Origin of the sequence: Cupriavidus sp. BIS7 (assembly GCF_000292345.1) — a bacterium.
Taxonomy (GTDB): Bacteria; Pseudomonadota; Gammaproteobacteria; order Burkholderiales; family Burkholderiaceae; genus Cupriavidus.
This window is the reverse complement of the sequence record NZ_ALOU01000027.1, coordinates 55,555-80,932: the sequence shown is the minus strand read 5'-3', so window position 1 is coordinate 80,932 and position 25,378 is coordinate 55,555. Positions and strand designations below refer to the sequence as shown.

Genomic DNA, 25,378 nt, shown 5'->3' with positions numbered 1-25,378 from the left:
TACATAATCGCGTGCGGACGGCTTGTCATCGGCCACTTGGCGGCAAAAATGAGCAGTGTTCGCGCGATTCCTGCCGCCCTGGCGTCAATCGAAGAATAGTTCGGTAACTGGCGCAGGCAACGTCGTGCCGGTGGCGTGGGCGCGCTGCATCAGCGACCAGTAGTAACGATAGCTCGCGCGGTCGTGAAGCTGGCCGTCGTGGCGGATCGGCGCCCAGTTGTTTTCGTGCGCGGCAAGCAGGATCTGGCTCGCGGCGCCAATTTCGCTGTCGCTGGGGCGGAAAGCAGCCACGATCGGCTCGATCTGGGCCGGATGGATGCTCCATTTGCGCAGGTAGCCGAATTCGGTACGTGCCCGCAGCGCGTCTTCACCGGCGCGTTCAGGATTCTGTACATCGGTACTCACGTTGTGCGACGGCACCTTGCCGTGGCGATGGCAGGCGGCCGAGATTTCCAGCATGGCGCGGCGGATCAGCGGGTGCTGGAACTGACCGGGCGAGCGCATGGCATCGCCCGGAATCGCGCCGTGGTGTGCCGACACAAAATCCATCAGGCCGAAGCTCAGGCATTCCACCTGCACCAGCGAGGCAATGTCGAAAGCCTGTTCGAGCGCCGCGTGCGTCTCAATCAGCACATGAATCGGAATGTGACGTGCGATGCCTGCGGATCGGGCGACGTGGTTGACGTGGTCGGTGACGCGGGCCACCTCGACCACGTCGGTCACCTTCGGCACCACGACGTAGGCCATGCGCGCGCCGGCCGCCTCGACCAGGATTTCCACGTCCTCGCGCCAGCTCGGGTGCGCCGGGTCGTGAATGCGCACGCCGACCCGGTTGTGCGCGTTCTCCGCGCTGTTGATCAGTTGCGCGCAAAGTGCGGCGTGTTCGCGTTCGAGTCCAACGGCGGCGCCGTCTTCGCAGTCGAAAGTGATGTCGAACACGGGCCCAAGCGCTTGCTGCAGGGCGAGCGACTTGCGCATGAGCTTTTCGCTGCCTGCATAGTGGTCACAGACCGGCAGTTGCACCGGAATGGCTTCGCCCTGGAACAAGACCTCGGATGGATGCACTTTGAATACTTAAGGTGAGTAGGGTTATTCGGGGGCGCGTTGCGCGCGCCCAAAGAAAAACCGGGGTCCGCGCCGATTTTCGAGAATCGATGCGGAACCCCGGTCTTTCATGAGCGGGTTGGCTCGCGGAGGATCAGCCCAGCAGGTGTTGCACGCCGGCACGCTCTTCTTCGAGTTCCTTGAGCGTGATGTTGATCTTTTCCTGGCTGTACGCGTCGATTTCCAGACCCTTGACGATTTCGTACTTGCCGTTGGCCGTGGTGACCGGGTAGCCGAACATTACATCGTTCGGAATGCCGTATTCACCGTTCGACGGGATGCCCATCGTGACGACCTTGCCGTTCGAACCCAGCACCCAGTCGTGCACGTGGTCGATGGCGGCGTTGGCAGCCGAAGCGGCCGACGACAGGCCACGGGCTTCGATGATGGCGGCGCCGCGCTTGCCGACGGTCGGCAGGAACACGTCGTTGTTCCACACCGGATCGTTGATCATGTCCTTGACGCTCTTGCCGTCGACGGTGGCGTAGCGGTAGTCGGCGTACATCGTCGGGCTGTGGTTGCCCCACACGAACATCTTTTCGATCGACGTCACCGGCTTGCCGGTCTTGGCGGCGATTTGCGACAGGGCACGGTTGTGGTCCAGGCGCAGCATGGCGGTGAAGTTCTCGCGCTTCAGGTTCGGCGCCGACTTCATGGCGATGTAGGCGTTGGTGTTGGCCGGGTTGCCGACCACCAGCACCTTGACGTCACGGCTGGCCACTTCGTCCAGTGCCTTGCCTTGCACCGTGAAGATCTGGGCGTTGGCTTCGAGCAGGTCCTTGCGTTCCATGCCCTTGCTACGCGGACGGGCACCCACCAGCAGGGCAACGTCGGCGTCCTTGAAGGCGACCTTGGGGTCGTCGGTGATCACCACGCCGGCCAGCAGCGGGAACGCGCAGTCTTCCAGTTCCATCACCACGCCCTTGACGGCGGCCTGGGCTTGCGGGAGATCGAGCAGTTGGAGGATGACCGGCTGGTCTTTGCCGAGCATGTCGCCGTTGGCGATGCGGAACAGCAGGGAATAGCCGATCTGGCCTGCGGCGCCGGTGACTGCGACGCGCATTGGGGCTTTAGCCATGAGTAAGTCTCCAAACGAAAAGAGGGGTAACCGGTCGGTGGCGCTCGGGTCTCCAGGGAATGGAGCGGCCCGGCGCGTCACCGGGTGCTGGTCGCGTGTCGCCACGAAGGCAGGCTGGCGTGCGCCGCGGAACCCGCGGGCACTGCACGCGGCCGGGCGGCGAGGAGGGCGCTTCCGGCCAGAGTGCGAGCGTCGTGGGCGACAAGGCGTAAGTCTACTACTGCTGTGTGGTGCGTCGCATCCCGGAAACGGTTTGGGGAGCGACGGCGCGGACCTGCGCGAGTGTAGGGTGCCCCCCGATTGATGTCAATTCATATGTCTTATATAAGACATAAGACATTTCATAGCGCGCTGGACGCGATTCTCTTTTTTGTGGTTGAATCCGGGCTATGTCATCCCTGCCTACGTCCCTGACCGCAGCCGCCGCCAACGGTACACCGGAGTCAGGCGCCCCCCTGAGCGGCGCCGGGACGCAGTCGCCCTCGAATACACCGGGCGCGTCCGTCGCGCCGGCCGGTGTCTCGCCGTCACCCACTTTCAGCCCGCTCTACCAGCAGATCAAGGCCCTGATCATGCAAAGCCTGCAGACAGGCGAGTGGAAGCCGGGCGAGATGATCCCCAGCGAGATGGATCTGGCCGCCCGCTACAAGGTCAGCCAGGGCACCGTGCGCAAGGCCATCGACGAACTGGCCGCCGACAACCTGGTGGCGCGCCGGCAGGGCAAGGGCACGTTCGTGACTACCCATTACGAGGACGTGGTTAAATTCCGCTTCCTCCGCCTGGTGCCCGACGAGGGCGAACCGCATTATGGCGCCAGCCGCGTGCTTGAATGCAAGCGCCTGCGCGCACCGGCCGAAATTGCCCGCCTGCTCGATATCCGCACTGGCGACAGCGTCGTGCAGATCCGCCGTGTGCTGACTTTCTCGAATGAAGCCACGGTGCTGGACGAGATCTGGCTGCTGGGTGCCAACTTCAAGGGTCTGACGGCCGAGAAGCTCAATGAGTGGAAGGGCCCGATGTACGCGCTCTTCGAAGCCGAATTCGGTACGCGAATGATTCGTGCCTCGGAAAAGATCCGGGCAGTCGCCGCCGACGATACGGCTGCCGAATTGCTGTCTGTTGAGCCCGGCTCGCCGCTGCTTTCGGTGGAGCGCGTGTCATTCACCTACGGTGATCGCCCGGTGGAAGTCCGGCGTGGCCTGTATGTCACGACACGGCACTATTACCAGAACGACCTGAGCTGAGCTGAAGTGTCATGACCATGGAAAGTCTGTCCGGTACGCTGATTATTGTCATGCGTATATGGGACGCGCGCCGGCCATTGTCGATCGTGAATGGAATCGTCGGAAACTTTGTGCCCGGGGTGGTGCGCGCATTGTCGCGTGCGATTGTCGGGCGCTCCGCGTTGGTGTGCGATAGGCGAAAATTATTGGTGCGCCGCGCAACAAAGGCGCTAAAATCACGTGGATTTGCTCCCCTGCATCCATTTGCATCCAGTGAACCCACACGCTTGGTGCAATCAGGTGCATTTACGGTAACCGCTGTGCGGTGCCAATGCAATCGGGGGTAATGGCAATGTCGTTCTTTTGCAGTTTTCTTTTCACAGCAAATGGGGTCTCGCATGGCTGAAGCCGTCAAACAAGCCAGGCCGGAGTTCCGGAACATCGGTATCGCGCAAATCTCGCGCTACCGTTTGCCCTGGGCCGGCAAGGTATCCATCCTGCATCGCGTAAGCGGTGCCATGATGTTCCTCCTTCTTCCTTTCATTCTGTACCTGTTTGAGCAGAGCGTCACCTCCGAACTGAGCTTCGCCAAGTTCTCGGCCCTGTTGTCCAACGGCTTCGTCAAGCTGGTGATCCTGGCCCTGATCTGGGGGTACCTGCATCACTTCTGCGCCGGTATCCGCTTCCTGCTGCTCGATGTGCACGTCGGCGTTTCCAAGCCCGCTTCGGCCAAGTCGGCTGTCACGGTGCTGGTGGTCAGCCTGCTGCTCACCCTGATCTTCGGCCTGAAGCTGTTCGGCCTGTTCTGAGGAGAATCAAGGTGGCAAACAATAATATCGGTCCCAAGCGCCTCGTCGTTGGTGCGCACTACGGTCTGAAAGACTGGCTCGCGCAACGCGTCACCGCAGTCATCATGGTGGTGTTCACCGTGGTGCTCGCCTTCGTGTATCTCGCCTTTGGCAATCCTTCCTACGAAGGCTGGTCGGGTCTCTTCGCCAATCAGTGGATGAAGATCCTGACGTTCCTTACCATCCTGTCGCTGCTGTTCCACGCATGGATCGGCATTCGTGACATCTGGATGGACTACGTGAAGCCGATGGCCGTGCGCCTCGTGCTGCAAGTTCTTACGATTCTGTGGCTCGTCGGTTGTGCGGGCTACGCTGCTCAGATTCTCTGGAGGGTGTAATAAATGGTCGCAGTCAAGACTGGATTGCCGCGTCGCAAATTCGACGTGGTCATCGTCGGGGCGGGCGGCGCCGGGATGCGCGCATCCCTCCAGCTCGCAGAAGCCGGCCTGAACGTGGCCGTGCTGTCGAAGGTTTTCCCGACGCGCTCGCACACCGTGGCGGCGCAGGGCGGTATCGGTGCTTCGCTCGGCAACATGAGCGAAGACAACTGGCACTATCACTTCTACGACACCATCAAGGGCTCGGACTGGCTGGGTGACCAGGACGCCATCGAGTTCATGTGCCGTGAAGCACCGAAGGTCGTGTACGAACTCGAACACTTCGGCATGCCGTTCGACCGTAACGCCGATGGCACGATCTACCAGCGTCCGTTCGGCGGCCACACCGCCAACTACGGCGAAAAGCCGGTGCAACGCGCCTGCGCGGCCGCTGACCGTACCGGTCACGCGCTGCTGCACACGCTGTACCAGCGCAACGTTCGCGCCAAGACCCACTTCTTCGTGGAGTGGATGGCACTGGACCTGATTCGTGACGAAGAAGGCGACGTGCTGGGCGTGACCGCGCTGGAAATGGAAACCGGCGAAGTCTACATCCTCGAAGCCAAGACCACGCTGTTCGCGACCGGCGGCGCCGGCCGTATCTACGCGGCTTCCACCAACGCCTTCATCAATACCGGTGACGGCCTGGGCATGGCGGCGCGTGCCGGCATCCCGCTGGAAGACATGGAATTCTGGCAGTTCCACCCGACCGGCGTGGCCGGCGCGGGCGTGCTGATCACGGAAGGCGTGCGCGGCGAGGGCGGTATCCTGCGTAACAAGGATGGCGAGCGCTTCATGGAGCGCTATGCCCCGACGCTGAAGGATCTGGCGCCGCGTGACTTCGTGTCGCGCTCGATGGACCAGGAAATCAAGGAAGGCCGCGGCTGTGGTCCGAACGGTGACTACGTGCTGCTGGACCTGACGCACGTCGGCGCCGAGACGATCATGAAGCGCCTGCCGTCGATCCGCGAAATCGGCATGAAGTTCGCCAACGTCGACGCGATCAAGGAACCGATCCCCGTCGTGCCGACCATCCACTACCAGATGGGTGGCATTCCGACGAACTTCAACGGTCAGGTCGTGGTGCCGAAGAACGGCAACCCGAACGAAGTGGTCAACGGCTTCTACGCGATCGGCGAATGCTCGTGCGTGTCGGTGCACGGCGCCAACCGCCTGGGTACCAACTCGCTGCTGGATCTGGTTGTGTTCGGCCGTGCCGCCGGCAACCACATCGTTGCCAACGCGAACAAGCAGAAGGAGCACAAGCCGCTGCCGGCCGATGCCGCCGACCGCGCCATGGCCCGTCTGGCCAAGCTGCAAGGCACGACCTCGGGTGAGTACACCCAGGACGTTGCCAACGACATCCGCCGCAACATGCAGTCGCATGCCGGCGTGTTCCGTACGCAGAAGCTGATGGACGAAGGCGTCGAGCGCATCCTGGAAGTGGCAGAGCGCGCCAACAACATCCACCTGAAGGACAAGTCCAAGGTCTTCAACACCGCGCTGGTGGAAGCCCTGGAAGTGTCGAACCTGGTGGAAGTGGCCAAGGCCACGATGATCTCGGCCGCAGCCCGCAAGGAATCGCGTGGCGCCCACGCCCACAGCGATTTCCCGAATCGCGACGACGACAACTGGCTCAAGCACTCGCTGTTCTACAGCGAAGGCAACCGTCTCGACTACAAGCCGGTGAAGATGCAACCGCTGACGGTGGAATCGGTTCCGCCGAAGGCCCGTACGTTCTGATCCCCGCGTCGTAGAGAAAACAGGACCCACAGAAATGAAGCGTATTTTCGAAGTCTACCGCTACGATCCGGACAAGGACGCCGCGCCCCGCATGCAGACCTACGAGGTAGAACTCGACGGTCACGAGCGCATGCTGCTGGACGCGCTGGTCAAGCTGAAGAAGCTGGATGAAACCATCTCGTTCCGCCGTTCGTGCCGCGAAGGCGTGTGCGGCTCGGACGCGATGAACATCAACGGCAAGAACGGCCTGGCCTGCCTGACGAACATGCGCGAGCTGCCGGACCGCATCGTGCTGCGTCCGCTGCCCGGCCTGCCCGTGGTGCGCGACCTGATCGTCGACATGACGAACTTCTTCAAGCAGTACCACTCGATCAAGCCGTTCCTGATCAACGACGAGCCGCCGCCCGAGAAGGAGCGTCTGCAGTCGCCGCAGGAGCGTGACGAGCTGGATGGCCTGTACGAGTGCATCTTGTGCGCCAGCTGCTCCACGTCGTGCCCGTCGTTCTGGTGGAATCCGGACAAGTTCGTCGGCCCGGCCGGCCTGCTGCAGGCCTACCGCTTTATCGCGGACAGCCGCGACCAGGCCACCGGCGAGCGTCTGGACAACCTGAACGACCCGTATCGTCTGTTCCGTTGCCATAGCATCATGAACTGCGTCGACGTGTGCCCGAAGGGCCTCAACCCGACGAAGGCGATTGGCAAGATCAAGGAATTGATGGTTCGCCGCGCTGTTTAATCGGCCGGTATAAACTGCCTTGTGTGCGCCCAAGCAGAATCAGCGTGAACAGGCAGTCTGTAGTTGATGTAAGCGGCGCGTCAGTCCGATGCGGTATCAATCGGGTGGCGCGCCGGTCGCAAGAAGGCTGACCATGAGTCTTTCCACCACTTTCTCCCATCAGGCCGACCCGCACAAGCGCGCACGTCTTCGCTGGCGCGCACGCCGCGGCCTCCTGGAGAACGACATCATCGTCGAACGTTTTTTCAACCGTTACGAGGAGAGCCTGTCCGACGAGGACGTGGCATCGCTGGGCGAGCTGTTCGAGCTCAGCGACAACGAGTTGATGGACCTGCTGCTTGCTCGCAAGGAGCTTGACGGTGAGCTCGACACGCCCCCGATGCAGCGCGTTCTTGGCCTGCTGCGTTCGGTCTGAGTTTGGTCAACATTATTATTCACAGTATTTGAAGGAACCGACATGACGCCGTCCGATGTGAAAGCCACGCTATCGTTTTCCGATGGTTCCCCCAGCGTTGAGCTGCCGATCTACCAGGGCACCGTTGGCCCGGACGTGATCGACATTCGCAAGCTGTACGGACAAACCGGCAAGTTCACCTATGACCCGGGGTTCATGTCGACCGCTTCGTGCAACTCCAAAATCACCTACATCGACGGTGACAAGGGCGAACTGCTGTATCGCGGCTACCCGATCGAGCAGCTCGCAGAGAAGTGCGATCACCTCGAAACCTGCTACCTGCTGCTGAAGGGCGAACTGCCCAACGCCAAGCAGAAGGAAGAGTTCGTGGGCGCGGTGATGAACCACACGATGGTTCACGAGCAACTGCAGTTCTTCCTGCGCGGTTTCCGTCGCGACGCACACCCGATGGCTGTGCTGACGGGCCTGGTGGGTGCGATGAGCGCGTTCTACCACGACGCGATGGACATCGACGATCCGCACCAGCGCGAGATCTCGGCCATCCGCCTGATCGCCAAGATGCCGACGCTGGTCGCCATGGCGTACAAGTACAACATCGGCCAACCGTACATCTACCCGCAGAACGACCTGTCCTACTCGGGCAACTTCATGCGCATGATGTTCGGCACTCCGTGCGCTCCGTACACCGTGAACCCGGTGCTCGAGCGCGCGCTGGACCGCATCTTCATCCTGCACGCCGACCACGAGCAGAACGCGTCGACCTCGACCGTGCGCCTGGCCGGTTCGTCGGGCACGAACCCGTTTGCAGCCATCGCCGCCGGCGTGGCCTGCCTGTGGGGTCCGGCCCACGGCGGCGCGAACGAAGCCGCGCTGAAGATGCTGGAAGAGATCGGCAGCGTGGACCACATCGGCGAGTTCATCAAGCAGGTCAAGGACAAGAATTCGGGCGTGCGCCTGATGGGCTTTGGCCACCGCGTGTACAAGAACTACGATCCGCGCGCCAAGCTGATGCGTGAGACCTGCCACGAAGTGCTGAACGAACTGGGCCTGCACAACGACCCGCTGTTCAAGCTGGCGATGGAGCTGGAAAAGATCGCGCTGGAAGACGAGTACTTCGTGAGCCGCAAGCTGTACCCGAACGTGGACTTCTACTCGGGTATCGTGCAGCGCGCGCTGGGCATCCCGACCTCGCTGTTCACCTGCATCTTCGCCCTGGCACGTACGCCGGGCTGGATCTCGCAGTGGGAAGAGATGATCACCGATCCGGAATACAAGATCGGCCGTCCGCGCCAGCTGTTCAACGGCGCCGCTTCGCGCGCCGTGCCGGATCTGGCCAAGCGCTGATCCACGCAGGTCTGCCGGGGTGGTGAAAGCCGCCCCGCACCGCAACAAAACAAAACGCCCCGGCTTGCCGGGGCGTTTTGTTTTGCAATGACTGACCACGGTTGCAACCGGTTGTGCAAAGCGGGCAAGGCATCACTTGTCTGACTATGCACACATGTTGTGAAACCTGAATTTCACGATGCTTCCTGCCGTGCGAGGGTTGCAACAGACAGCAATAGTTGTCGGATTTTCCGCAATTCGGGAGAACCTCACTCCATCTGGTTGCAACTTTGCCCCTATAATGCGGGCAGCTTTGCCACCGGCAGCCGGGCCACCCTTCCGGCCAGCCGGGTTGGAAAAGCGGGGCAGGCGAAGCGCTTGCGCAATAGAGAACGCATCAACGTTGTCTTTCCGAACTTTTGGCGGCCGCCCTATTCCTGGGATTGGCGGACGCCGACACATGCCGGGCCCCGCACTGCTTCACTGTCTTCACCGCAGGCCCGACTTCCGCTTTGGGCCTTACCGTTCGCCACGTCAGGCGGCGCTTCTCCCGCGGGTGTTGTTCGATTGCGCCGGTCATGCCGAATCTGCCCGGGTGACCACTACATAATCGAGGAGCTCCTGATGACGTTGTCCCGTCTCACGTCCACTGCCATGGCCGCCGTGCTTGCCACTGCCGGCCTCGCTGCCTTCACTTCGGCCAACGCCGAAACCATCAAGATCGCCATTGCCGGCCCGATGAGCGGCTCGGTTGCCCAGTACGGCGACATGGTCAAGGCTGGCGCCCTGACCGCCATCGAGCAGATCAACGCCTCGGGCGGCGCCAACGGCAACAAGTTCGAAGCAGTCATGATGGATGACGCCTGCGAACCGAAGCAGGCCGTGGCTGTTGCCAACAAGATCGTGAGCCAGGGCATCCACTACGTGATCGGCCACGTGTGCTCGGGTTCGACGATTCCGGCATCGGACATCTACGAGAACGAAGGCATCGTGATGGTTACGCCGTCGGCCACCGCGCCGCAGCTGACCGAGACGAAGAAGCGCAACTTCATCTTCCGTACGATCGGCCGTGACGACCAGCAAGGCCCGGCAGCCGCCCAGTACATCATCAGCAAGGTCAAGCCGAAGAAGGTCGCCGTGCTGCACGACAAGCAGTCGTACGGCCAGGGCATCGCCAGCTCGGTGAAGAAGGACCTGGAAGCGGCCAAGATCCCCGTGGCGGTCTTCGAAGGCATCAACGCCGGCGATTCCGACTACTCGGCCATCATCACCAAGCTGAAGTCGCAGGGCGTGGACTTCGTCTACTTTGGCGGCTATCACCCGGAAATGGGTCTGCTGCTGCGCCAGGCACGCGAGCAGGGCGTCAAGGCGACCTTCATGGGTCCCGAAGGCGTGGGCAACAAGGACGTGACGGCGATTGCCGGCCCGGCCTCGGATGGCATGCTCGTGACGCTGCCGGCGGATTTCTCGGCCGATCCGGCCAACGCCGCCCTGGTGAAGGCTTTTGCCGACAAGAAGCGTGACCCGAACGGCCCGTTCCAGATGCCCGCCTATGCGGCCGTGAAGATCATTGGCGATGCGATTGCCGGCGCCAAGAGCACGGACCCGACAAAGGTGGCCGCGTACATGCACAAGAACGCGTTCAACACGCCGATCGGCAAGGTCGAGTACGACGCCAAGGGCGACCTGAAGTCGTTCAAGTTCGTCGTCTACACGTGGCACAAGGACGCCACGAAGACCGCCGCCAACTAAATCCCGGCGCCACTCTGGCGAGACGCCCCGCTCCCGACCCGGTGAGCGGGGCGTTTTGGTATCGGCCTGATGTCGACTGATCGTCACATGATGACGATCAAGCCCCCGCATCGGGCTTCTCGATCCACAAGGTCCCTCGCATGAACGAATTTCTTCCGCAGTTCACCCAGCAACTGGTCAACGGCCTGACGCTGGGTGCGATCTATGCGTTGATCGCCATCGGCTACACGATGGTCTACGGCATCATCGGCATGATCAACTTTGCCCACGGCGAGATCTACATGATCGGCGCATACGTGGGTCTCGTGACGCTGACCGCCATTGGCGCGCAGGCGGGCTATCCGCTGCCGCTGGTGCTAGGTGCGGCGCTGATCGTCGCCGTCGCCGTGACAGGCGTCTATGGCTATGCCGTCGAGCGCGTGGCGTATCGCCCCCTGCGTGGCGGCCCGCGCCTGGTGCCGCTGATCTCGGCGATCGGCATGTCGATCTTCCTTCAGAACTATGTCCAGATCGGGCAGGGCGCGCGCGACGTGTCTGTGCCGATCCTGATCTCGGGCGCCATCGAATTCCAGATGGGCGGCGATTTCACGGTGACCGTTCCGTACTCGCGCCTGCTGATCGTCTGCGTGACATTGCTGCTGATGATTGCGCTGACGATGTTCATCGGCCGTTCGCGCATGGGCCGCGCGTGCCGCGCCTGCGCCGAAGACATGCGCATGGCCAACCTGCTCGGCATCGACACGAACCGCGTGATCTCGTTCACGTTCGTGCTCGGCGCGATGCTGGCCGCCGTGGGCGGCGTGCTGATCGGACTGACGATCGGCAAGCTCAATCCCTTTATCGGCTTCATCGCCGGCATCAAGGCCTTCACGGCCGCGGTGCTGGGCGGCATCGGCAGCATTCCGGGCGCGATGCTCGGCGGCGTGCTGCTGGGCCTGGCCGAAACCTTCGCCTCCGGCTATATGCCGTCCGAGTACAAGGACGTGGTGGCCTTCGGCCTGCTGGTCCTGGTGCTGCTCTTCCGTCCCACGGGCCTGCTGGGCAAGCCCGATGTGGAAAAGGTCTAAGGGGAGAACGACATGACTCAAGCGACTTCGATTTCGCGGGCGGCAATCCCGCAGGCGTCGGTCTCCGATACGCTAAAGAACGCCGTGACGGCCGCCGTGTTGACGGCCATCCTGACCGTGCCGCTGCTGGGCCTGCAACTGAAGCTCGATGGCTACAAGGTCGTGCTGGAGCCGCACTGGCGTCCGGTGTGGATCGCCGTGGCACTGGTGTTCCTGTTCCAGCTATTCAAGCCGACGCTGACGCGCGCGCGCAGTGCCGTGAAGCTGCCGACGCTGCCCGCGATGGGTGCGCAGCAGCAACGCCGCGCGGTATGGGTGCTGCTGGCCGTGGGCCTGGTGTTTCCGTTCTTCGGCTCGCGCGGCGCGGTGGACGTGGCCACGCTGGCACTGATCTACGTGATCCTCGGTCTGGGCCTGAACATCGTGGTGGGCTTTGCCGGTCTGCTGGACCTTGGCTACGTGGGCTTCTACGCCGTGGGTGGCTACACCTATGCGCTGCTGAACCAGTACTTCGGCCTGACGTTCTGGGAATGCCTGCCGCTGTCCGCTGGACTGGCCGCCACGTTCGGTTTCATCCTCGGCTTCCCGGTGCTGCGCCTGCGCGGCGACTACCTGGCCATCGTGACGCTGGGCTTCGGTGAAATCATCCGCCTGCTGCTGAACAACCTGACCAGCCTGACCGGTGGTCCGGATGGCGTATCGGGCATCCCGAAGCCGACCGTGTTCGGCATCGAGCTGGCCCGCAGTGCCAGCGTGGAAGGCGCGCAGACGTTCAACGACCTGATCGGCATTCCGTACACCGGCCAGCACATGGTGATCTTCCTGTATCTGCTGGCGCTGCTGCTGGTGGGCTTCACGCTGTTCGTGACCAGCCGCCTGATCCGCATGCCGATGGGCCGTGCCTGGGAAGCACTGCGCGAGGACGAGATCGCCTGCCGCTCGCTGGGACTGAATCCCACGCGCATCAAGCTGTCGGCGTTCACGCTGGGCGCTTCGTTCGCGGGTCTGGCCGGTGCGTTCTTCGCGGCGCGTCAGGGCCTGGTCAATCCGGAATCCTTCACATTCATCGAATCGGCGCTGATCCTGGCCGTGGTCGTGCTCGGCGGCATGGGTTCGCAGCTCGGCGTGATCCTGGCCGCGATCCTGCTGACCGTGCTGCCCGAAGTGGCGCGTGATTTCGCCGAGTACCGGATGCTGATTTTCGGTCTGGTGATGGTGCTGATGATGATGTGGCGTCCGCAGGGCCTGCTGCCCGCTAGCCGTCCCCACGTGGAGTTGCCGCGATGAGTGCTGAAATGCTGAAAGTATCGGGCCTGCAGATGCGCTTCGGCGGTCTGTTGGCCGTCGACGGCATCGAGTTCGATGTGCGTCGTGATGAGGTCTTCGCCATCATCGGCCCCAACGGCGCGGGCAAGACCACCGTGTTCAACTGCGTGGGCGGCTTCTACAAGCCCACGGCCGGCGAGATCTCGCTCGACGGTCACTCGATCGCGCGCCTGCCGAGCCATCAGGTGGCACGCCGCGGCCTCGTGCGCACGTTCCAGAACATCCGCCTGTTCAAGCAGTTGACCGTGGTGGAAAACCTGATGGTCGCGCAACACCTGCAGGTGAAGGCGGGGCTGCTGCGCGGCCTGCTTGCTACGCCGGCCTATCGCCGTTCGGAGCGCGAGGCACTGGCCCGTGCCGCCGAGTGGCTGGAGCGCATGGGTCTGACCAGCGTGGCCAACCGCGAGGCTGGCACGCTGTCCTACGGCCACCAGCGCCGCCTGGAGATCGCGCGCTGCATGATCACGAAGCCGCGCCTGCTGATGCTCGACGAACCGGCTGCGGGTCTGAACCCTCAGGAGAAGATCGAGCTGCAGCAGTTGATCGACAAGCTGCGCCGCGAGTTCAACATCTCGGTGCTGCTGATCGAGCACGACATGAGCCTGGTGATGGGCGTGTCGGACCGCATCCTGGTGATGGAGCACGGCAAGCCGATCATGATCGGCAAGCCCGAGGAAGTGCGCAACGACCCGCGCGTGATCAAGGCCTATCTGGGAGAGGACTGATGCTGAAGCTGGAAAACGTCCATACCCACTATGGCGCCGTCGAGGCGCTGTCGGGCGTATCGATCGAAGTCAAGAAGGGGGAGATCGTCACCCTGATCGGCAGCAACGGCGCCGGCAAGACGACGCTGATGATGACCGTGTGCGGCACGCCGCGTGCGTCCAGTGGCCGCGTGCTGTTCGAAGGGCAGGACATCACGCGCCGCAACACGCACGAGATCATGCGCCTGGGCATGGCCATCTCGCCGGAGGGCCGCCGCGTGTTCCCGAGCCTGACCGTGCTGGAAAACCTCAAGATGGGTGGCTTTTTTGCCAACCGTCATGAGATCGAGGCGGGCATCGAGCACGTGTTCAAGCTGTTCCCGCGTCTGAACCAGCGTGCCAGCCAGCGCGCCGGCACGATGTCGGGTGGCGAGCAGCAGATGCTGGCGATCGGCCGCGCGCTGATGAGCCGCCCGCGTCTGCTGCTGCTGGACGAGCCCACGCTCGGCCTGGCGCCGCTGATCATCGCGCAGATCTTCGACATCATCCGCACGATTCGTGAAGAAGGCGTCACAGTGTTCCTGGTCGAGCAGAACGCCAACAAGGCGCTGCATGTGGCCGACCGGGGCTATGTGCTGGAAACCGGCAAGGTGGTGCTGGCCGATACCGGCAAGAACCTGCTGGCCAACGACCGCATCCGCGCGGCGTATCTGGGCGGTTGACGGATTTGCTCCCCTCTCCCGCAGTGCGGGAGAGGGGCTGGGGGAGAGGGCAAGGCAGTTCTGCTTGCCAACAAATCGCATCTTGAGCCGCCAGGCCCTCTCCCCCGACCCCTCTCCCACAAGTGGGCGAAGGGAGCAAAACTTGGGGGTACAACCCCCTTCGCCATCCACGAAAGCCCCCTTTCGCCAATGACCGCCGCCCGGGCGGTTTGTCCGGCCCGTTCGCGGCCGGTGCACATGGCATAATCGATTGCGATGTCAAGCAATTGCCGGCGCCGCCGGAAAAGCAGCAAAATTAGCTGCTTGCCCGCGAAGGCATCCGGAAAACAAATCCCCTGCAAACCAACGCGCAGATACGCGCCGTTCTTGCCGCACATGGCCGGACGGACGGTCTGCCACCCGCATCATGGCCAAGACGCTCTACGACAAACTCTGGGATGACCACACCGTCCACGTCGAGGAAGACGGCACCACGCTGCTCTACATCGATCGCCACCTGCTGCATGAAGTGACCAGCCCGCAGGCGTTCGAAGGGCTAAAGCTGGCGGAGCGTCCCGTGTGGCGCATCAGCTCAAACCTGGCAGTGTCCGACCACAACGTGCCGACCACGGACCGCTCGCAAGGCATCGCCGATCCGGTTTCGAAGCTCCAGGTCGACACGCTCGACACGAACTGCGATGCCTTTGGCATCACCCAGTTCAAGATGAACGATCACCGCCAGGGCATCGTTCACGTGATCGGGCCGGAGCAGGGCGCCACGCTGCCGGGCATGACCGTGGTCTGCGGTGACTCGCACACCAGCACGCACGGCGCGTTTGGCGCGCTGGCCCACGGCATTGGCACGTCTGAAGTGGAGCACGTGCTGGCCACGCAGACGCTGCTCGGCAAGAAGGCCAAGAACATGCTGATCAAGGTGGAAGGCAAGCTGCCGCGCGGCTGCACCGCCAAGGACATCGTGCTGGCAATCATCGGCAAGATCGGCACGGCCGGCGGCACGGGCTACACGATGGAATTCGCCGGTTCGGCCATCCGCGACCTGACGATGGAAGGCCGCATGACGGTCTGCAACATGGCGATCGAAGCCGGCGCGCGTGCCGGCCTGGTGGCCGTGGACGATGTCACGCTCGAATACGTGAAGAATCGCCCGTACGCGCCGCAGGGCGTGGAATGGGACCAGGCCGTGGCCTACTGGCGCACGCTGCACTCGGACGCCGGCGCCCAGTTCGACAAGGTGGTGGAACTGCGTGCCGAGGAAATCCGCCCGCAGGTGACCTGGGGCACGTCGCCCGAGATGGTCGTCAGCATCGAGGACCGCGTTCCCGATCCCGAGAAGGAAAAGGACTCGAACAAGCGTAACGCGATGGAGCGCGCACTCGAGTACATGGGCCTGCAGCCGAACATGCCGATGGAATCGATCAACATCGACAAGGTGTTCATCGGATCGTGCACCAACAGCCGCATCGAGGACATGCGCGCCGCCGCGTGGGTGGTGCAAAAGCTGGGCCGCAAGGTGGCATCGAACGTGAAGCTGGCGCTGGTGGTGCCGGGTTCGGGCCTGGTGAAGGCGCAGGCCGAAAAGGAAGGGCTCGACAAGGTATTCAAGGCTGCCGGCTTCGAATGGCGCGAGCCGGGCTGCTCGATGTGCCTGGCGATGAACGCCGACCGTCTGGATGCGGGCGAGCGCTGTGCGTCGACGTCGAACCGCAACTTCGAAGGCCGTCAGGGCGCCGGTGGCCGTACGCACCTGGTCAGCCCGGCCATGGCTGCCGCAGCCGCGATCGAAGGGCATTTCGTCGATATCCGCAAGCTCGGCTGAGCAACATGAAAAAGTTCGTGATCACGCTGCTGGCATGCCTGGGCATGCTGCAAATCGCCGGCTGCAACACAATGGCCGGCCTGGGCAAAGACACGCAAGCTGCCGGCCGTTCCCTTGAGAACGCCGCGAAGAAGTAAGGGACATCACATGGAAAAGTTCACCGTACACAGCGGCCTTGTGGCGCCGCTCGATCGTGAAAACGTCGACACCGACGCGATCATCCCGAAGCAGTTCCTGAAGTCGATCAAGCGCACGGGCTTTGGCCCGAACCTGTTCGACGAATGGCGCTACAAGGACGTCGGCCAGCCGGGCCAGGACAACAGCAAGCGTCCGCTGAACCCGGATTTCGTGCTGAACCAGCCGCGCTACCAGGGCGCGTCGATCCTGATCGCGCGCAACAACTTCGGCTGCGGCAGCTCGCGCGAGCACGCACCGTGGGCGCTGACGCAATACGGCTTCCGCGCCGTGATCGCGCCAAGCTTTGCCGACATCTTCTTCAACAACTGCTACAAGAACGGCCTGCTGCCGGTGGTGCTGACCGATCTGCAGGTTGACCACCTGTTCAACGAGACCAACGCGTTCCCGGGCTACAAGGTGACGATCGACCTCGACAAGCAGGTAGTCGTCACGCCGGGCGGCGACAGCTATTCGTTCGACATCGCCCCGTTCCGCAAGTACTGCATGCTGAACGGCTTCGACGATATCGGCCTGACGCTGCGCCACAAGGACAAGATCAAGGCGTATGAAGCCGAGCGTCTGACGAAGATGCCCTGGCTGGCGAATCGCCTGGTTGGATAACACGTTTAGGAAGACACATGAAAATTGCAGTCCTGCCGGGCGACGGCATCGGCCCCGAGATCGTTGCAGAAGCCGTCAAGGTGCTCAACGCGCTTGACGAGAAATTCGAGATGGAAACCGCGCCCGTGGGCGGCGCCGGCTACGAGGCCGAAGGCCATCCGCTGCCGGACAACACGCTGAAGCTGGCCAAGGAGGCTGATGCCATCCTGTTCGGCGCCGTGGGCGACTGGAAGTACGACAGCCTGGAGCGCCCGCTGCGCCCCGAGCAGGCCATTCTGGGCCTGCGCAAGCATCTGCAGCTGTTCGCCAACTTCCGCCCGGCCATCTGCTATCCGGAGTTGACCGGCGCATCGAGCCTGAAGCCCGAACTGGTGGCCGGTCTGGACATCCTGATCGTGCGTGAACTGAACGGCGATATCTACTTCGGCCAGCCGCGTGGCGTGCGCGAAGCGCCGGACGGCCTGTTCAAGGGCGCCCGCGAAGGCTTCGACACGATGCGCTACAGCGAGCCGGAAATCCGCCGCATTGCCCACGTGGCGTTCCAGGCAGCGGCCAAGCGCGGCAAGAAGCTGTGCAGCGTCGACAAGGCCAACGTGCTGGAGACCTTCCAGTTCTGGAAGGACATCATGATCGACGTCAGCAAGGAGTACCCGGACGTCGAGCTGTCGCACATGTACGTGGACAACGCCGCGATGCAGCTGGTCAAGGCACCGAAGAGCTTCGATGTGATCGTCACCGGCAACATGTTCGGCGACATCCTGTCCGACGAGGCCGCGATGCTGACGGGTTCGATCGGCATGCTGCCGTCGGCCTCGCTCGATGCCAACAACAAGGGCCTGTACGAACCGTCGCACGGCTCGGCACCGGATATCGCCGGCAAGGGCGTGGCCAATCCGCTGGCCACTATCCTGTCCGCCGCGATGATGCTGCGCTACTCGCTGAATCGCGCCGAACAGGCCGACCGCATCGAAACCGCCGTGAAGAAAGTGCTGGCCCAGGGCTACCGCACCGGCGACATCCTGACGCCGGGCTGCAAGCAGGTTGGCACGAGGGAGATGGGTGAGGCGGTGCTGGCTGCGCTGTAAGGCCGATTCGGTGCAAGCAAAAGGGGGCGACGTGAAACCGTCGCCCCCTTTTGCTTCTGCGTTGTCTTACAGGTACTGGATCTGGAATGTGAGGGAGCCGTCAATCGGCACGCCGCCGGTGAGTGCGGGGAGTGTATCGGTGGAGTTGACGTAGACAGCGATGCTCATCGGTTGAGTCACGGTACTGAATGCCTCAGGCGCGGTCTCGCCATCATTCGCGAATCCGTGTGTCCGGATCCCGGGTTGAGCCATGGCATATACGCCGAGGGCGCCAGTTCGAAAGTTCGCGGTCCAAGTGCTGCCACCGTTCTGCGAGTAGATGCCAGCTATGGAGCTGCCGTCGCCGGTCAATCCATTGTTAAGGAGAAACACCGTATATCCACCGACGGCCGTTCCGTTCACGGTACCAAGCCCCATCATTTGGCTATGGGCGGCGCCTGCAGCCGCGAGAGCGGTTGCACCAACCGTACCCGCACGATTGTCAGTGGTGGAGATGCCAAACCTGGTTGCGGCATCGCAGCTAACGGTCATGGTCATCGAACTGTTGGCAACCTGGGTACCTGCCGTCTCGCTTAGCGTGGTCGCCGAGATAGTCCCAAGGTCAAGTTGGCCGCCGCCGGACAGTTCAACGTTGCAGGCTGAGGGACGGATGGTGCCCCTGACCGCCAGGTCCGCCGACTCGGCTGCAAAAGCGCTGCTGGATGTTGCGACCAACGTAGTGATAAGCAGTGCTTTGAGAGCGTGGGTTGTCATGATGTTGCTCCGTCGTCAGGTTCGTGAAACGTGACTGAATTCTGGATCGCAGCAACGACTCTGAAAATCGTATTTCCCTGAATTGGGGGTGCTGAGGGGGTCGGGGCAGTTCGATTGTTTGGGGGCGGGCGGGCGCGTGAGGATGCGTTTTCGCAATTTGTTGCCTTTCTCCCAGGTTTCCGAGCCTCTCCCGCGTGACGGAGAAGGGGGAAGTCCCCGCAAAAAGCAAGAAAACACCCCATATTTCCCCTGCGGCACTGCCGCAAATTCGTGTAGACTCTCCCGCTATGGCCCGAATCTCCCAGTCCATCCTGACTGCATCCGCTGCTCGCACCGCTATCCGCGGCACGATCGGCGTGGATTCGCTCGGCCTGGCGGTTACCGCAACGACGATTAAAACTATTACCAAAACGATCCCCTAGATCGTTCGTCGTGCCTGCCCGTCTTCCCCGCGCAGCCACGCCGGGCGAGGAAAATGGCGGGGAAGTTCACATCACATCCGAGGTAAGTCATGATTGTAGGTCTCGTCGGTTGGCGGGGAATGGTCGGCAGCGTCCTGATGCAGCGCATGCAGGAAGAGGGCGATTTCGACCATTTCGAGCCCGTTTTCTTCAGCACGTCCAACGCCGGCGGCAAGGCCCCGGCCATGGCGAAGAATGAAACCACGCTGAAAGATGCGAACGACATCGAAGCGCTGAAGAAGTGCGACGTGGTGCTCACCGCCCAGGGCGGCGACTACACCAACGACGTGTTCCCGCGTCTGCGCGCAGCCGGCTGGAACGGCTACTGGATCGATGCGGCATCGTCGCTGCGCATGAAGGACGACGCGATCATCGTGCTCGATCCGGTGAACATGGGCGTGATCAAGGATGCACTGAAGAAGGGCGTCAAGAACTTCATCGGCGGCAACTGCACGGTCAGCTGCATGCTGATGGGCCTGGGCGGCCTGTTCCAGTACGACCTGGTCGAGTGGATGACCTCGATGACCTACCAGGCTGCTTCTGGCGGCGGCGCCCAGCACATGCGCGAGCTGCTGACGCAGTTCGGCACGCTGAACGCCGCGGTCAAGCCGCTGCTGGACAACCCGGCCTCGGCCATCCTGGAGATCGACCGTCAGATCCTGTCGACCCAGCACGGCCTGTCCGCCGACGAAACCAAGCAGTTCGGCGTGCCGCTGGCGGGCAACCTGATTCCCTGGATCGACAAGGATCTGGGCAACGGCGTGTCGCGCGAAGAATGGAAGGGCGGCGCCGAGACCAACAAGATCCTGGGTCGTGGCGAAGGCTTCCTGGGCGCCACCGGTGCCTCGCCGATCGCCGTGGACGGCCTGTGCGTGCGGATTGGCGCCATGCGCTGCCACTCGCAGGCACTGACGATCAAGCTGCGTAAGGATGTACCGCTCGACGAGATCGAGGGCATGCTGGCCGAAAACAACCAGTGGGCCCGCGTGGTGCCGAATACGCGTGAGGCCAGCATGAAGGACCTGACGCCGGCCGCCGTGACGGGCACGCTGACGATTCCGGTGGGCCGTCTGCGCAAGATGCAGATGGGTGGCGAGTACCTGTCGGCCTTCACGGTCGGCGACCAGTTGCTCTGGGGTGCCGCCGAGCCGCTGCGTCGTATGCTGCGCATTCTGATCGAGGGTTGATTCCCGGAATTGTCCCGCCGCTTTCGTTGCGGCGAGGCAACAGAATCTGCCGCTTTCCCTACAACGCCGCGCCCCAGCGCGGCGTTGTTGCATGTGGGTGCCTATTTTCTCCGGGCTTGCGTCACAATACGCCGGCATGCCGCCAGGCCAAAGGGGTCGGCGTCACCCTGCATCAGGGATGCGGGGTAACGGGGAGGGCGAGGCACTCGGAACGGTTTTATAGCCGGACGGTTGCCACATCGCCTGTCATGCGTTTGGGGTCGGGTTAACTTTTTGCTACTAAAAACATAAATGGAGCACAAGGTGAGTGTGAACCTACATCGCCGGAAAGATGCGCCTAATGTCCGTCAGCGCTGGTCAACGCTGGCCGTCACGGCTTTCGGCCTGCTGCTTGCTCAGCCTGCCGCGTATGCCGCGGGGTTTGGACAACTACGGGTACAGTCCAATCTGGGGCAGCCGCTCCAGGCTGAAATCGACATTACTGGCGTGTCCGCCGAAGAGGCTGGCAGCCTGTCCGTCAAGCTTGCTCCGTCGTCGGCCTATGCGCGTGCAGGGCTGACGTACCTGCCGGCCATTTCGGGCGTGAAGCTCGATGTGCAGCAGCGGCCGAACGGCAGCTACGTTGCCATGGTCCGCTCGAACCAGCCGCTCAGCGAGCCGTTTGTCGACATCCTTGTCGACATGACCTGGTCAAGCGGCAAGGTCACGCGCGCCTACACGTTCCTGCTCGACCCGGCTGGCGCCAAATCGTCCAACCAGTCGTTCGCGCCGACCACGGTGGTGCAGGCTGCCACGCCTGATGCGTCACCGGCGGCTGCACCGGCACCGGTGGCGGCACCGGCGCCCGTGGTCGCTGCGCCCGAGGCCGCACGCCCCGCGCCGGCTGCTTCGGCGCCGACGCACGCCCAGCGCCAGCCGCGCCACGCCGCGGCCCCTGCACCGGCCCCGGCCGCAACCGAGAGCGCCGCAGCCAACGGCAGTTACACGGTCCAGCACGGCGACACGCTCTACAGCATCGCCAACGACGCGTCACAGGGTCAGGAATCCGTGTCGCTCGACCAGATGCTGCTCGCGCTGTATCGGAATAATCCCAACGCCTTCATCGGCGGCAATATCAACCGGATCAAGTCCGGTGCCGTGCTGAAGGTGCCAAGCACCCAGCAGGCCCAGTCCGTGAGCCCGCGCGAAGCCCGCCGTGAAGTGGTGGCCCGCACGCAGGGCTTCGACAGCTACCGCAGCCGTCTGGCCGCCGCGGCTGCCGCCAAGTCGGTGGAGCCGGGCTCGGGCCGCGAGCAATCGGGTAACGTCACTGCCCGCGTGCAGGACACCACGGTGCCTGCGGCAGGTCCGCGCGACGAGCTGAAGCTTTCCAAGGCTGATCGCGGCGCGCAGGCGAAAGCCCAGGCGCAGGCCGAGGCCGACGTAGCCAGCCAGCGCAAGCTCAAGGAAGCCGAGTCGCGTGTGGCAGACCTTGAGAAGAACATCTCCGACATGCAGCGCCTGATGGAGATGAAGAACTCGGAGATCGCCAAGCTGAACCAGGCGAACCAGACTGCCAAGGCGGCCGCGCCTGCTGCTGCCGCTGCTGCTGGTGCAACGGCCGCCGCTGCTGCCACGGCCGGCGCTGCGCCGGCAGGCAAGCCCGCCGCTGCGGCCACCGCAGCGCCGGCGCCTGCGGTTGTACCGGCGGAACCGGCCAAGGCCGATGCCGCCTCCCCGAGCACCGCCACGCCCGAGCCCGCTCCGGCCGCTACTGCCGCCACGGCAGATGCGTCGGCTCCGCAAGCCGCGGCTGCATCCGCACCGCAGGCCCAGGCCGCCGCTTCGGCGCCGGCTGCCGCCGCGTCCGCGCCTGCCGTTGCGAAGAAGAAGCCGATGGTTCAGCCGCAGCCACAGCCGTTGCCGGAACCGTCGTTCGTTGACAATCTGTTCGCCAACCCGATGCTGCTGCCGGGCGCAGGCCTGATGGTTGTGCTTCTGGGTGGGTATGCGTACTATCGCCGCCGCCAGAAGCAGAAGTCGAGCGAGAACACCGGTTTCGGCGACAGCATTCTGTCGCAGGAAAGCACGGTGATGGCCGGTGGCCACTCGCTGTTTGGCACCGCTGGCGGCCAGAGCGTCGACACGTCGCAGCACAGCGTGTTCGGCGCGGACTTCCGCATCGGCAACAACTCGCCTGACGCGACGGAAGTGGATCCGATCGCCGAGGCCGAGGTGTACATCGCCTATGGACGCGACGTGCAGGCAGAGGAAATCCTGCGTGAAGCGTTGCAGCAGAACCCTGAGCGTCAGGCCATTCGCCTGAAGCTCATGGAGATTTACAGCACTCGTCAAGATGTGGAAGGTTTCCGAGTGATCGCAGAAGAAATGTTCGCCCAGACTGGCGGACACGGCGCGGACTGGGAACAGGCCGCTGAAATGGGCCGCAAGCTGGACCCGAGCAACGCGTTGTATCTGTCCGTCACCCCGGACCAGTCGTCCGAGGCTGACACGACCACGCCGGTGGCCGACCAGTGGCGCACGCAGGACCCCACGCAAAACCCCGCCAAGCCGCCGAAGGAATCCGCCATGCCGGACCTGGCGTTGCCGCTCGACGCGTTCCCGGCGCCTGCGCCTGGTGAACCCATCGTGGCATCGGAGTCGGCCTCGCTGGTATTCGGTAACGATCACCTGGCGGAGCCGGTGGCACGTCTGGACGACGTACTCGACGAAAGCCATGACGCCGGCCTGCCGGCGGATGGTGTGCCGGCACTCGACACGCCGACGCGCTCGCGACCGCTCGAGTTCGACATGTCGAGCCTTTCGCTGGATCTGAATCCGGAGAAGCACGAGACGGCCGTCGCGTCGCTGACCGATGAGGATGCGTTGCTGGCCGAGTCGACCCTGCCGCTGCCGGCGCCGACGATGCTCCAGAACGGCAAGCTCGTCGAGCCGATCGACCTGTCGCGCGTGACATCGGAAGGTGTCCATGGCGATTCGAACGGCATGTCGGCCAGCACGCTGTCGGCCACCACGATGGATGGCAGCCGCGACATGCAGATCAAGCTCGATCTGGCGCGAGCCTACATCGAGATCGGCGACAAGGAAGGTGCCCGCGAACTGCTGCAGGAAGTGGTCGATCAGTCGCAGGACTCCCTCCGGGACGAGGCCCGATCGCTGCTGCGCGAGGTGGCCTGAGCCGTTGATGGCCTGAGGAGTCCGCTCCAAAGGCCGGTATGATGCAGGGTTTGCGGCAGGTCTCTGCCGCGACCCGAAGCGATGCGCCGGAAGCGTCCCTTCCGGCGCATTTTGTTTTTGCGCCACCAGGAAACAGTTCTTACCCGTGAACCGCATCGCCATCGGCCTTCATTACGACGGCTCGGCCTTTTCCGGCTGGCAGTCGCAGCCCCATCGCAACACCGTGCAGGATCACCTCGAAGACGCGATCGAGCGCTTCGCGGGCGTGCGCCTGTTGACCACGGTGGCCGGGCGGACCGATGCCGGCGTGCACGCGCTGGGGCAGGTGATCCACCTCGATACCGAACTGTCGCGCGACCGCTTTTCGTGGGTCCGCGGCGTCAATGCCTTTCTGCCGCCGTCCATCGCACTGCAGTGGGCCGAGCCGGTCGACGAGAGTTTTCACGCGCGCTTCCTGGCGTTCGAGCGCATGTATTACTACGCGCTCTATACCGGGCCGCATCGCGTGCCGATGATCCACGGACGCGCTGGCTACCTGATGCTGCCGCCGGACCAGCGCCTGGACGTCGACGCAATGCGCCGCGCTGCTGCCTGCCTGATCGGCGAGCACGATTTCTCCGCGTTTCGTGCTGCCGAATGCCAGGCCAAGTCGCCGGTCAAGACGATGTACGACGTGACGTTGAAGGCGGATGGCAGCTGGGTGTTCCTGCGTTTTCGCGCCAGCGCGTTCCTGCACCACATGGTCCGTAACCTGATGGGCTGCCTGGTGGCGGTGGGGCGGGGCCGCTATCCGGCCGAGTGGATGGCTGAGGTACTGGAAGGGCGCAGCCGCCAGAAGGCCGCGCCGACGTTCATGCCAGACGGCCTCTACCTGGCCGACGTGAAGTATCCTGAGCCGTACCGGCTGCCCAAGTCGGACCCGGCGGCCAGTTTCTTCCACGGAGTTTTTACCGATGACAGCCATGATGGCGCCTGAGTGCCGCACGCGCATCAAGATCTGCGGCCTGACGCGCGACGAGGACGTGCGCGCGGCGGTTGACGCTGGCGCTGACGCAATTGGCCTGGTCTTCTACGACAAGAGCCCGCGCCATGTGGATGTGGCGCATGCCGCGGCGCTTGCCGAGCAGGTGCCGCCGTTCGTGTCCGTGGTCGGCCTGTTCGTCAATGCCGATGCCGAGGAAGTGGCCCATGTGGCCGAGCGTGTGCCGTTGACGCTGCTTCAGTTCCACGGTGACGAGACGCCGCAGCAGTGCTCCGACATCGCGCGCCGTTGCCGGCTGCCATACATGCGCGCCGCCCGTGTCCGCCCGGGGCTCGATTTGGTAGAATTCGCCGATCAATATCGTGACGCCTCCGGCCTGTTGCTCGATGCCTTCGTGGAAGGCTATGGCGGTGGCGGCCACGTCTTCGACTGGACCCTGATTCCTGCTCAATGGCAAACGCCCAATCCTGCCAGTCCGCACGCAAACGGCGCTCCTCGCATCGTTTTGAGTGGTGGATTGAACGTGCAAAACGTCGCTGGTGCGATTGAACGCGTGCGGCCCTACGCTGTGGATGTCAGCAGCGGCGTGGAGGCTGCCAAGGGTGTGAAGGACCACGCCCGTATTGCCGCATTCGTGCGCGCCGTTCGCATGGCCGACGCAGGGCGATCCGCAGGGTGATTTTCCCAAGCAGGATTTCCCC

The 25,378-nt window shown here is 63.4% G+C and carries 23 protein-coding genes; 20 read left to right on the top strand and 3 right to left on the bottom strand.

The window, feature by feature from the left end:
- Window positions 1-84: 84 nt before the first annotated feature.
- Window positions 85-1,065 carry an aldolase/citrate lyase family protein gene (locus tag B552_RS0110985; RefSeq protein ID WP_019449071.1) on the bottom strand — a complete coding sequence of 327 codons (981 nt, stop codon included), beginning with the start codon at window positions 1,063-1,065 and terminating at the stop codon, window positions 85-87.
- Window positions 1,066-1,198: 133 nt separating this feature from the next.
- Window positions 1,199-2,182 (bottom strand): malate dehydrogenase, encoded by a 984-nt coding sequence (locus B552_RS0110980; protein WP_026035542.1) that lies wholly within the window; start codon window positions 2,180-2,182, stop codon window positions 1,199-1,201.
- 389 nt (window positions 2,183-2,571) lie between these two features.
- Between B552_RS0110980 and B552_RS0110975 the strand changes: the two genes are divergently transcribed.
- The 16 genes from B552_RS0110975 to leuB all read left to right on the top strand — a co-directional run bounded on the left by B552_RS0110975 (window position 2,572) and on the right by leuB (window position 18,117).
- On the top strand, window positions 2,572-3,426 hold the full coding sequence (locus B552_RS0110975; protein ID WP_019449069.1) for a GntR family transcriptional regulator: 855 nt from the start codon (window positions 2,572-2,574) through the stop codon (window positions 3,424-3,426).
- 377 nt (window positions 3,427-3,803) lie between these two features.
- Window positions 3,804-4,214 carry a succinate dehydrogenase, cytochrome b556 subunit gene (gene sdhC, locus B552_RS0110970; protein ID WP_019449068.1) on the top strand — a complete coding sequence of 137 codons (411 nt, stop codon included), beginning with the start codon at window positions 3,804-3,806 and terminating at the stop codon, window positions 4,212-4,214.
- A gap of 11 nt (window positions 4,215-4,225) precedes the next feature.
- Window positions 4,226-4,591 carry a succinate dehydrogenase, hydrophobic membrane anchor protein gene (gene sdhD, locus B552_RS0110965; protein WP_019449067.1) on the top strand — a complete coding sequence of 122 codons (366 nt, stop codon included), beginning with the start codon at window positions 4,226-4,228 and terminating at the stop codon, window positions 4,589-4,591.
- Window positions 4,592-4,594: 3 nt separating this feature from the next.
- Window positions 4,595-6,373 (top strand): succinate dehydrogenase flavoprotein subunit, encoded by a 1,779-nt coding sequence (gene sdhA / locus B552_RS0110960; RefSeq protein WP_019449066.1) that lies wholly within the window; start codon window positions 4,595-4,597, stop codon window positions 6,371-6,373.
- Between the two features lie 34 nt (window positions 6,374-6,407).
- A complete protein-coding gene (locus B552_RS0110955; RefSeq protein ID WP_019449065.1) occupies window positions 6,408-7,109 on the top strand; it encodes a succinate dehydrogenase iron-sulfur subunit in 702 nt (233 codons plus the stop codon).
- Window positions 7,110-7,236: 127 nt separating this feature from the next.
- Window positions 7,237-7,524, top strand: a complete 288-nt coding sequence (locus B552_RS0110950) for a succinate dehydrogenase assembly factor 2 (RefSeq protein WP_026035541.1) — start codon at window positions 7,237-7,239, stop codon at window positions 7,522-7,524.
- A 42-nt stretch (window positions 7,525-7,566) separates the two neighbouring features.
- Window positions 7,567-8,868 (top strand): citrate synthase, encoded by a 1,302-nt coding sequence (gene gltA, locus B552_RS0110945; protein ID WP_019449063.1) that lies wholly within the window; start codon window positions 7,567-7,569, stop codon window positions 8,866-8,868.
- A 603-nt stretch (window positions 8,869-9,471) separates the two neighbouring features.
- Window positions 9,472-10,599, top strand: coding sequence for a branched-chain amino acid ABC transporter substrate-binding protein (locus tag B552_RS0110940; protein ID WP_026035540.1), 1,128 nt, complete (start codon window positions 9,472-9,474; stop codon window positions 10,597-10,599).
- 140 nt (window positions 10,600-10,739) lie between these two features.
- Window positions 10,740-11,666: a high-affinity branched-chain amino acid ABC transporter permease LivH gene (livH, locus tag B552_RS0110935; RefSeq protein WP_019449061.1), complete on the top strand. Its 927-nt coding sequence runs from the start codon at window positions 10,740-10,742 to the stop codon at window positions 11,664-11,666.
- 12 nt (window positions 11,667-11,678) lie between these two features.
- The gene (locus B552_RS0110930; protein WP_019449060.1) at window positions 11,679-12,953 is read left to right on the top strand and encodes a high-affinity branched-chain amino acid ABC transporter permease LivM; all 1,275 of its coding nucleotides are present in this window, start codon (window positions 11,679-11,681) and stop codon (window positions 12,951-12,953) included.
- A complete protein-coding gene (gene livG / locus B552_RS0110925) occupies window positions 12,950-13,717 on the top strand; it encodes a high-affinity branched-chain amino acid ABC transporter ATP-binding protein LivG (RefSeq protein ID WP_019449059.1) in 768 nt (255 codons plus the stop codon). Before B552_RS0110930 ends, livG begins: the two co-directional genes overlap by 4 nt.
- Window positions 13,717-14,418, top strand: coding sequence for an ABC transporter ATP-binding protein (locus B552_RS0110920; protein ID WP_019449058.1), 702 nt, complete (start codon window positions 13,717-13,719; stop codon window positions 14,416-14,418). Before livG ends, B552_RS0110920 begins: the two co-directional genes overlap by 1 nt.
- A 406-nt stretch (window positions 14,419-14,824) precedes the next feature.
- Complete coding sequence (gene leuC, locus B552_RS0110915; protein WP_019449057.1) at window positions 14,825-16,234, top strand: 3-isopropylmalate dehydratase large subunit; 1,410 nt, start codon at window positions 14,825-14,827, stop codon at window positions 16,232-16,234.
- A 5-nt stretch (window positions 16,235-16,239) separates the two neighbouring features.
- Window positions 16,240-16,371: an entericidin A/B family lipoprotein gene (locus tag B552_RS0110910; protein WP_019449056.1), complete on the top strand. Its 132-nt coding sequence runs from the start codon at window positions 16,240-16,242 to the stop codon at window positions 16,369-16,371.
- A gap of 10 nt (window positions 16,372-16,381) precedes the next feature.
- Complete coding sequence (gene leuD / locus B552_RS0110905; RefSeq protein WP_019449055.1) at window positions 16,382-17,032, top strand: 3-isopropylmalate dehydratase small subunit; 651 nt, start codon at window positions 16,382-16,384, stop codon at window positions 17,030-17,032.
- Window positions 17,033-17,049: 17 nt separating this feature from the next.
- Window positions 17,050-18,117: a 3-isopropylmalate dehydrogenase gene (leuB, locus tag B552_RS0110900; protein WP_019449054.1), complete on the top strand. Its 1,068-nt coding sequence runs from the start codon at window positions 17,050-17,052 to the stop codon at window positions 18,115-18,117.
- Window positions 18,118-18,183: 66 nt separating this feature from the next.
- Here leuB and B552_RS27415 read toward each other — a convergent pair whose 3' ends face one another.
- Window positions 18,184-18,870: a DUF1120 domain-containing protein gene (locus B552_RS27415; RefSeq protein ID WP_019449053.1), complete on the bottom strand. Its 687-nt coding sequence runs from the start codon at window positions 18,868-18,870 to the stop codon at window positions 18,184-18,186.
- A 511-nt stretch (window positions 18,871-19,381) separates the two neighbouring features.
- Between B552_RS27415 and asd the strand changes: the two genes are divergently transcribed.
- From asd to B552_RS0110875, 4 genes are all read left to right on the top strand, one after another.
- Window positions 19,382-20,518: an aspartate-semialdehyde dehydrogenase gene (gene asd / locus B552_RS0110890; protein ID WP_026035539.1), complete on the top strand. Its 1,137-nt coding sequence runs from the start codon at window positions 19,382-19,384 to the stop codon at window positions 20,516-20,518.
- A gap of 303 nt (window positions 20,519-20,821) precedes the next feature.
- Window positions 20,822-23,695 (top strand): FimV/HubP family polar landmark protein, encoded by a 2,874-nt coding sequence (locus tag B552_RS0110885; RefSeq protein ID WP_026035538.1) that lies wholly within the window; start codon window positions 20,822-20,824, stop codon window positions 23,693-23,695.
- Window positions 23,696-23,840: 145 nt separating this feature from the next.
- Window positions 23,841-24,671 (top strand): tRNA pseudouridine(38-40) synthase TruA, encoded by an 831-nt coding sequence (gene truA / locus B552_RS0110880; RefSeq protein WP_019449050.1) that lies wholly within the window; start codon window positions 23,841-23,843, stop codon window positions 24,669-24,671.
- Entirely contained in the window at window positions 24,649-25,356 is a 708-nt protein-coding gene (locus B552_RS0110875; RefSeq protein ID WP_019449049.1) for a phosphoribosylanthranilate isomerase, read from the top strand. Before truA ends, B552_RS0110875 begins: the two co-directional genes overlap by 23 nt.
- Window positions 25,357-25,378 lie beyond the last annotated feature (22 nt).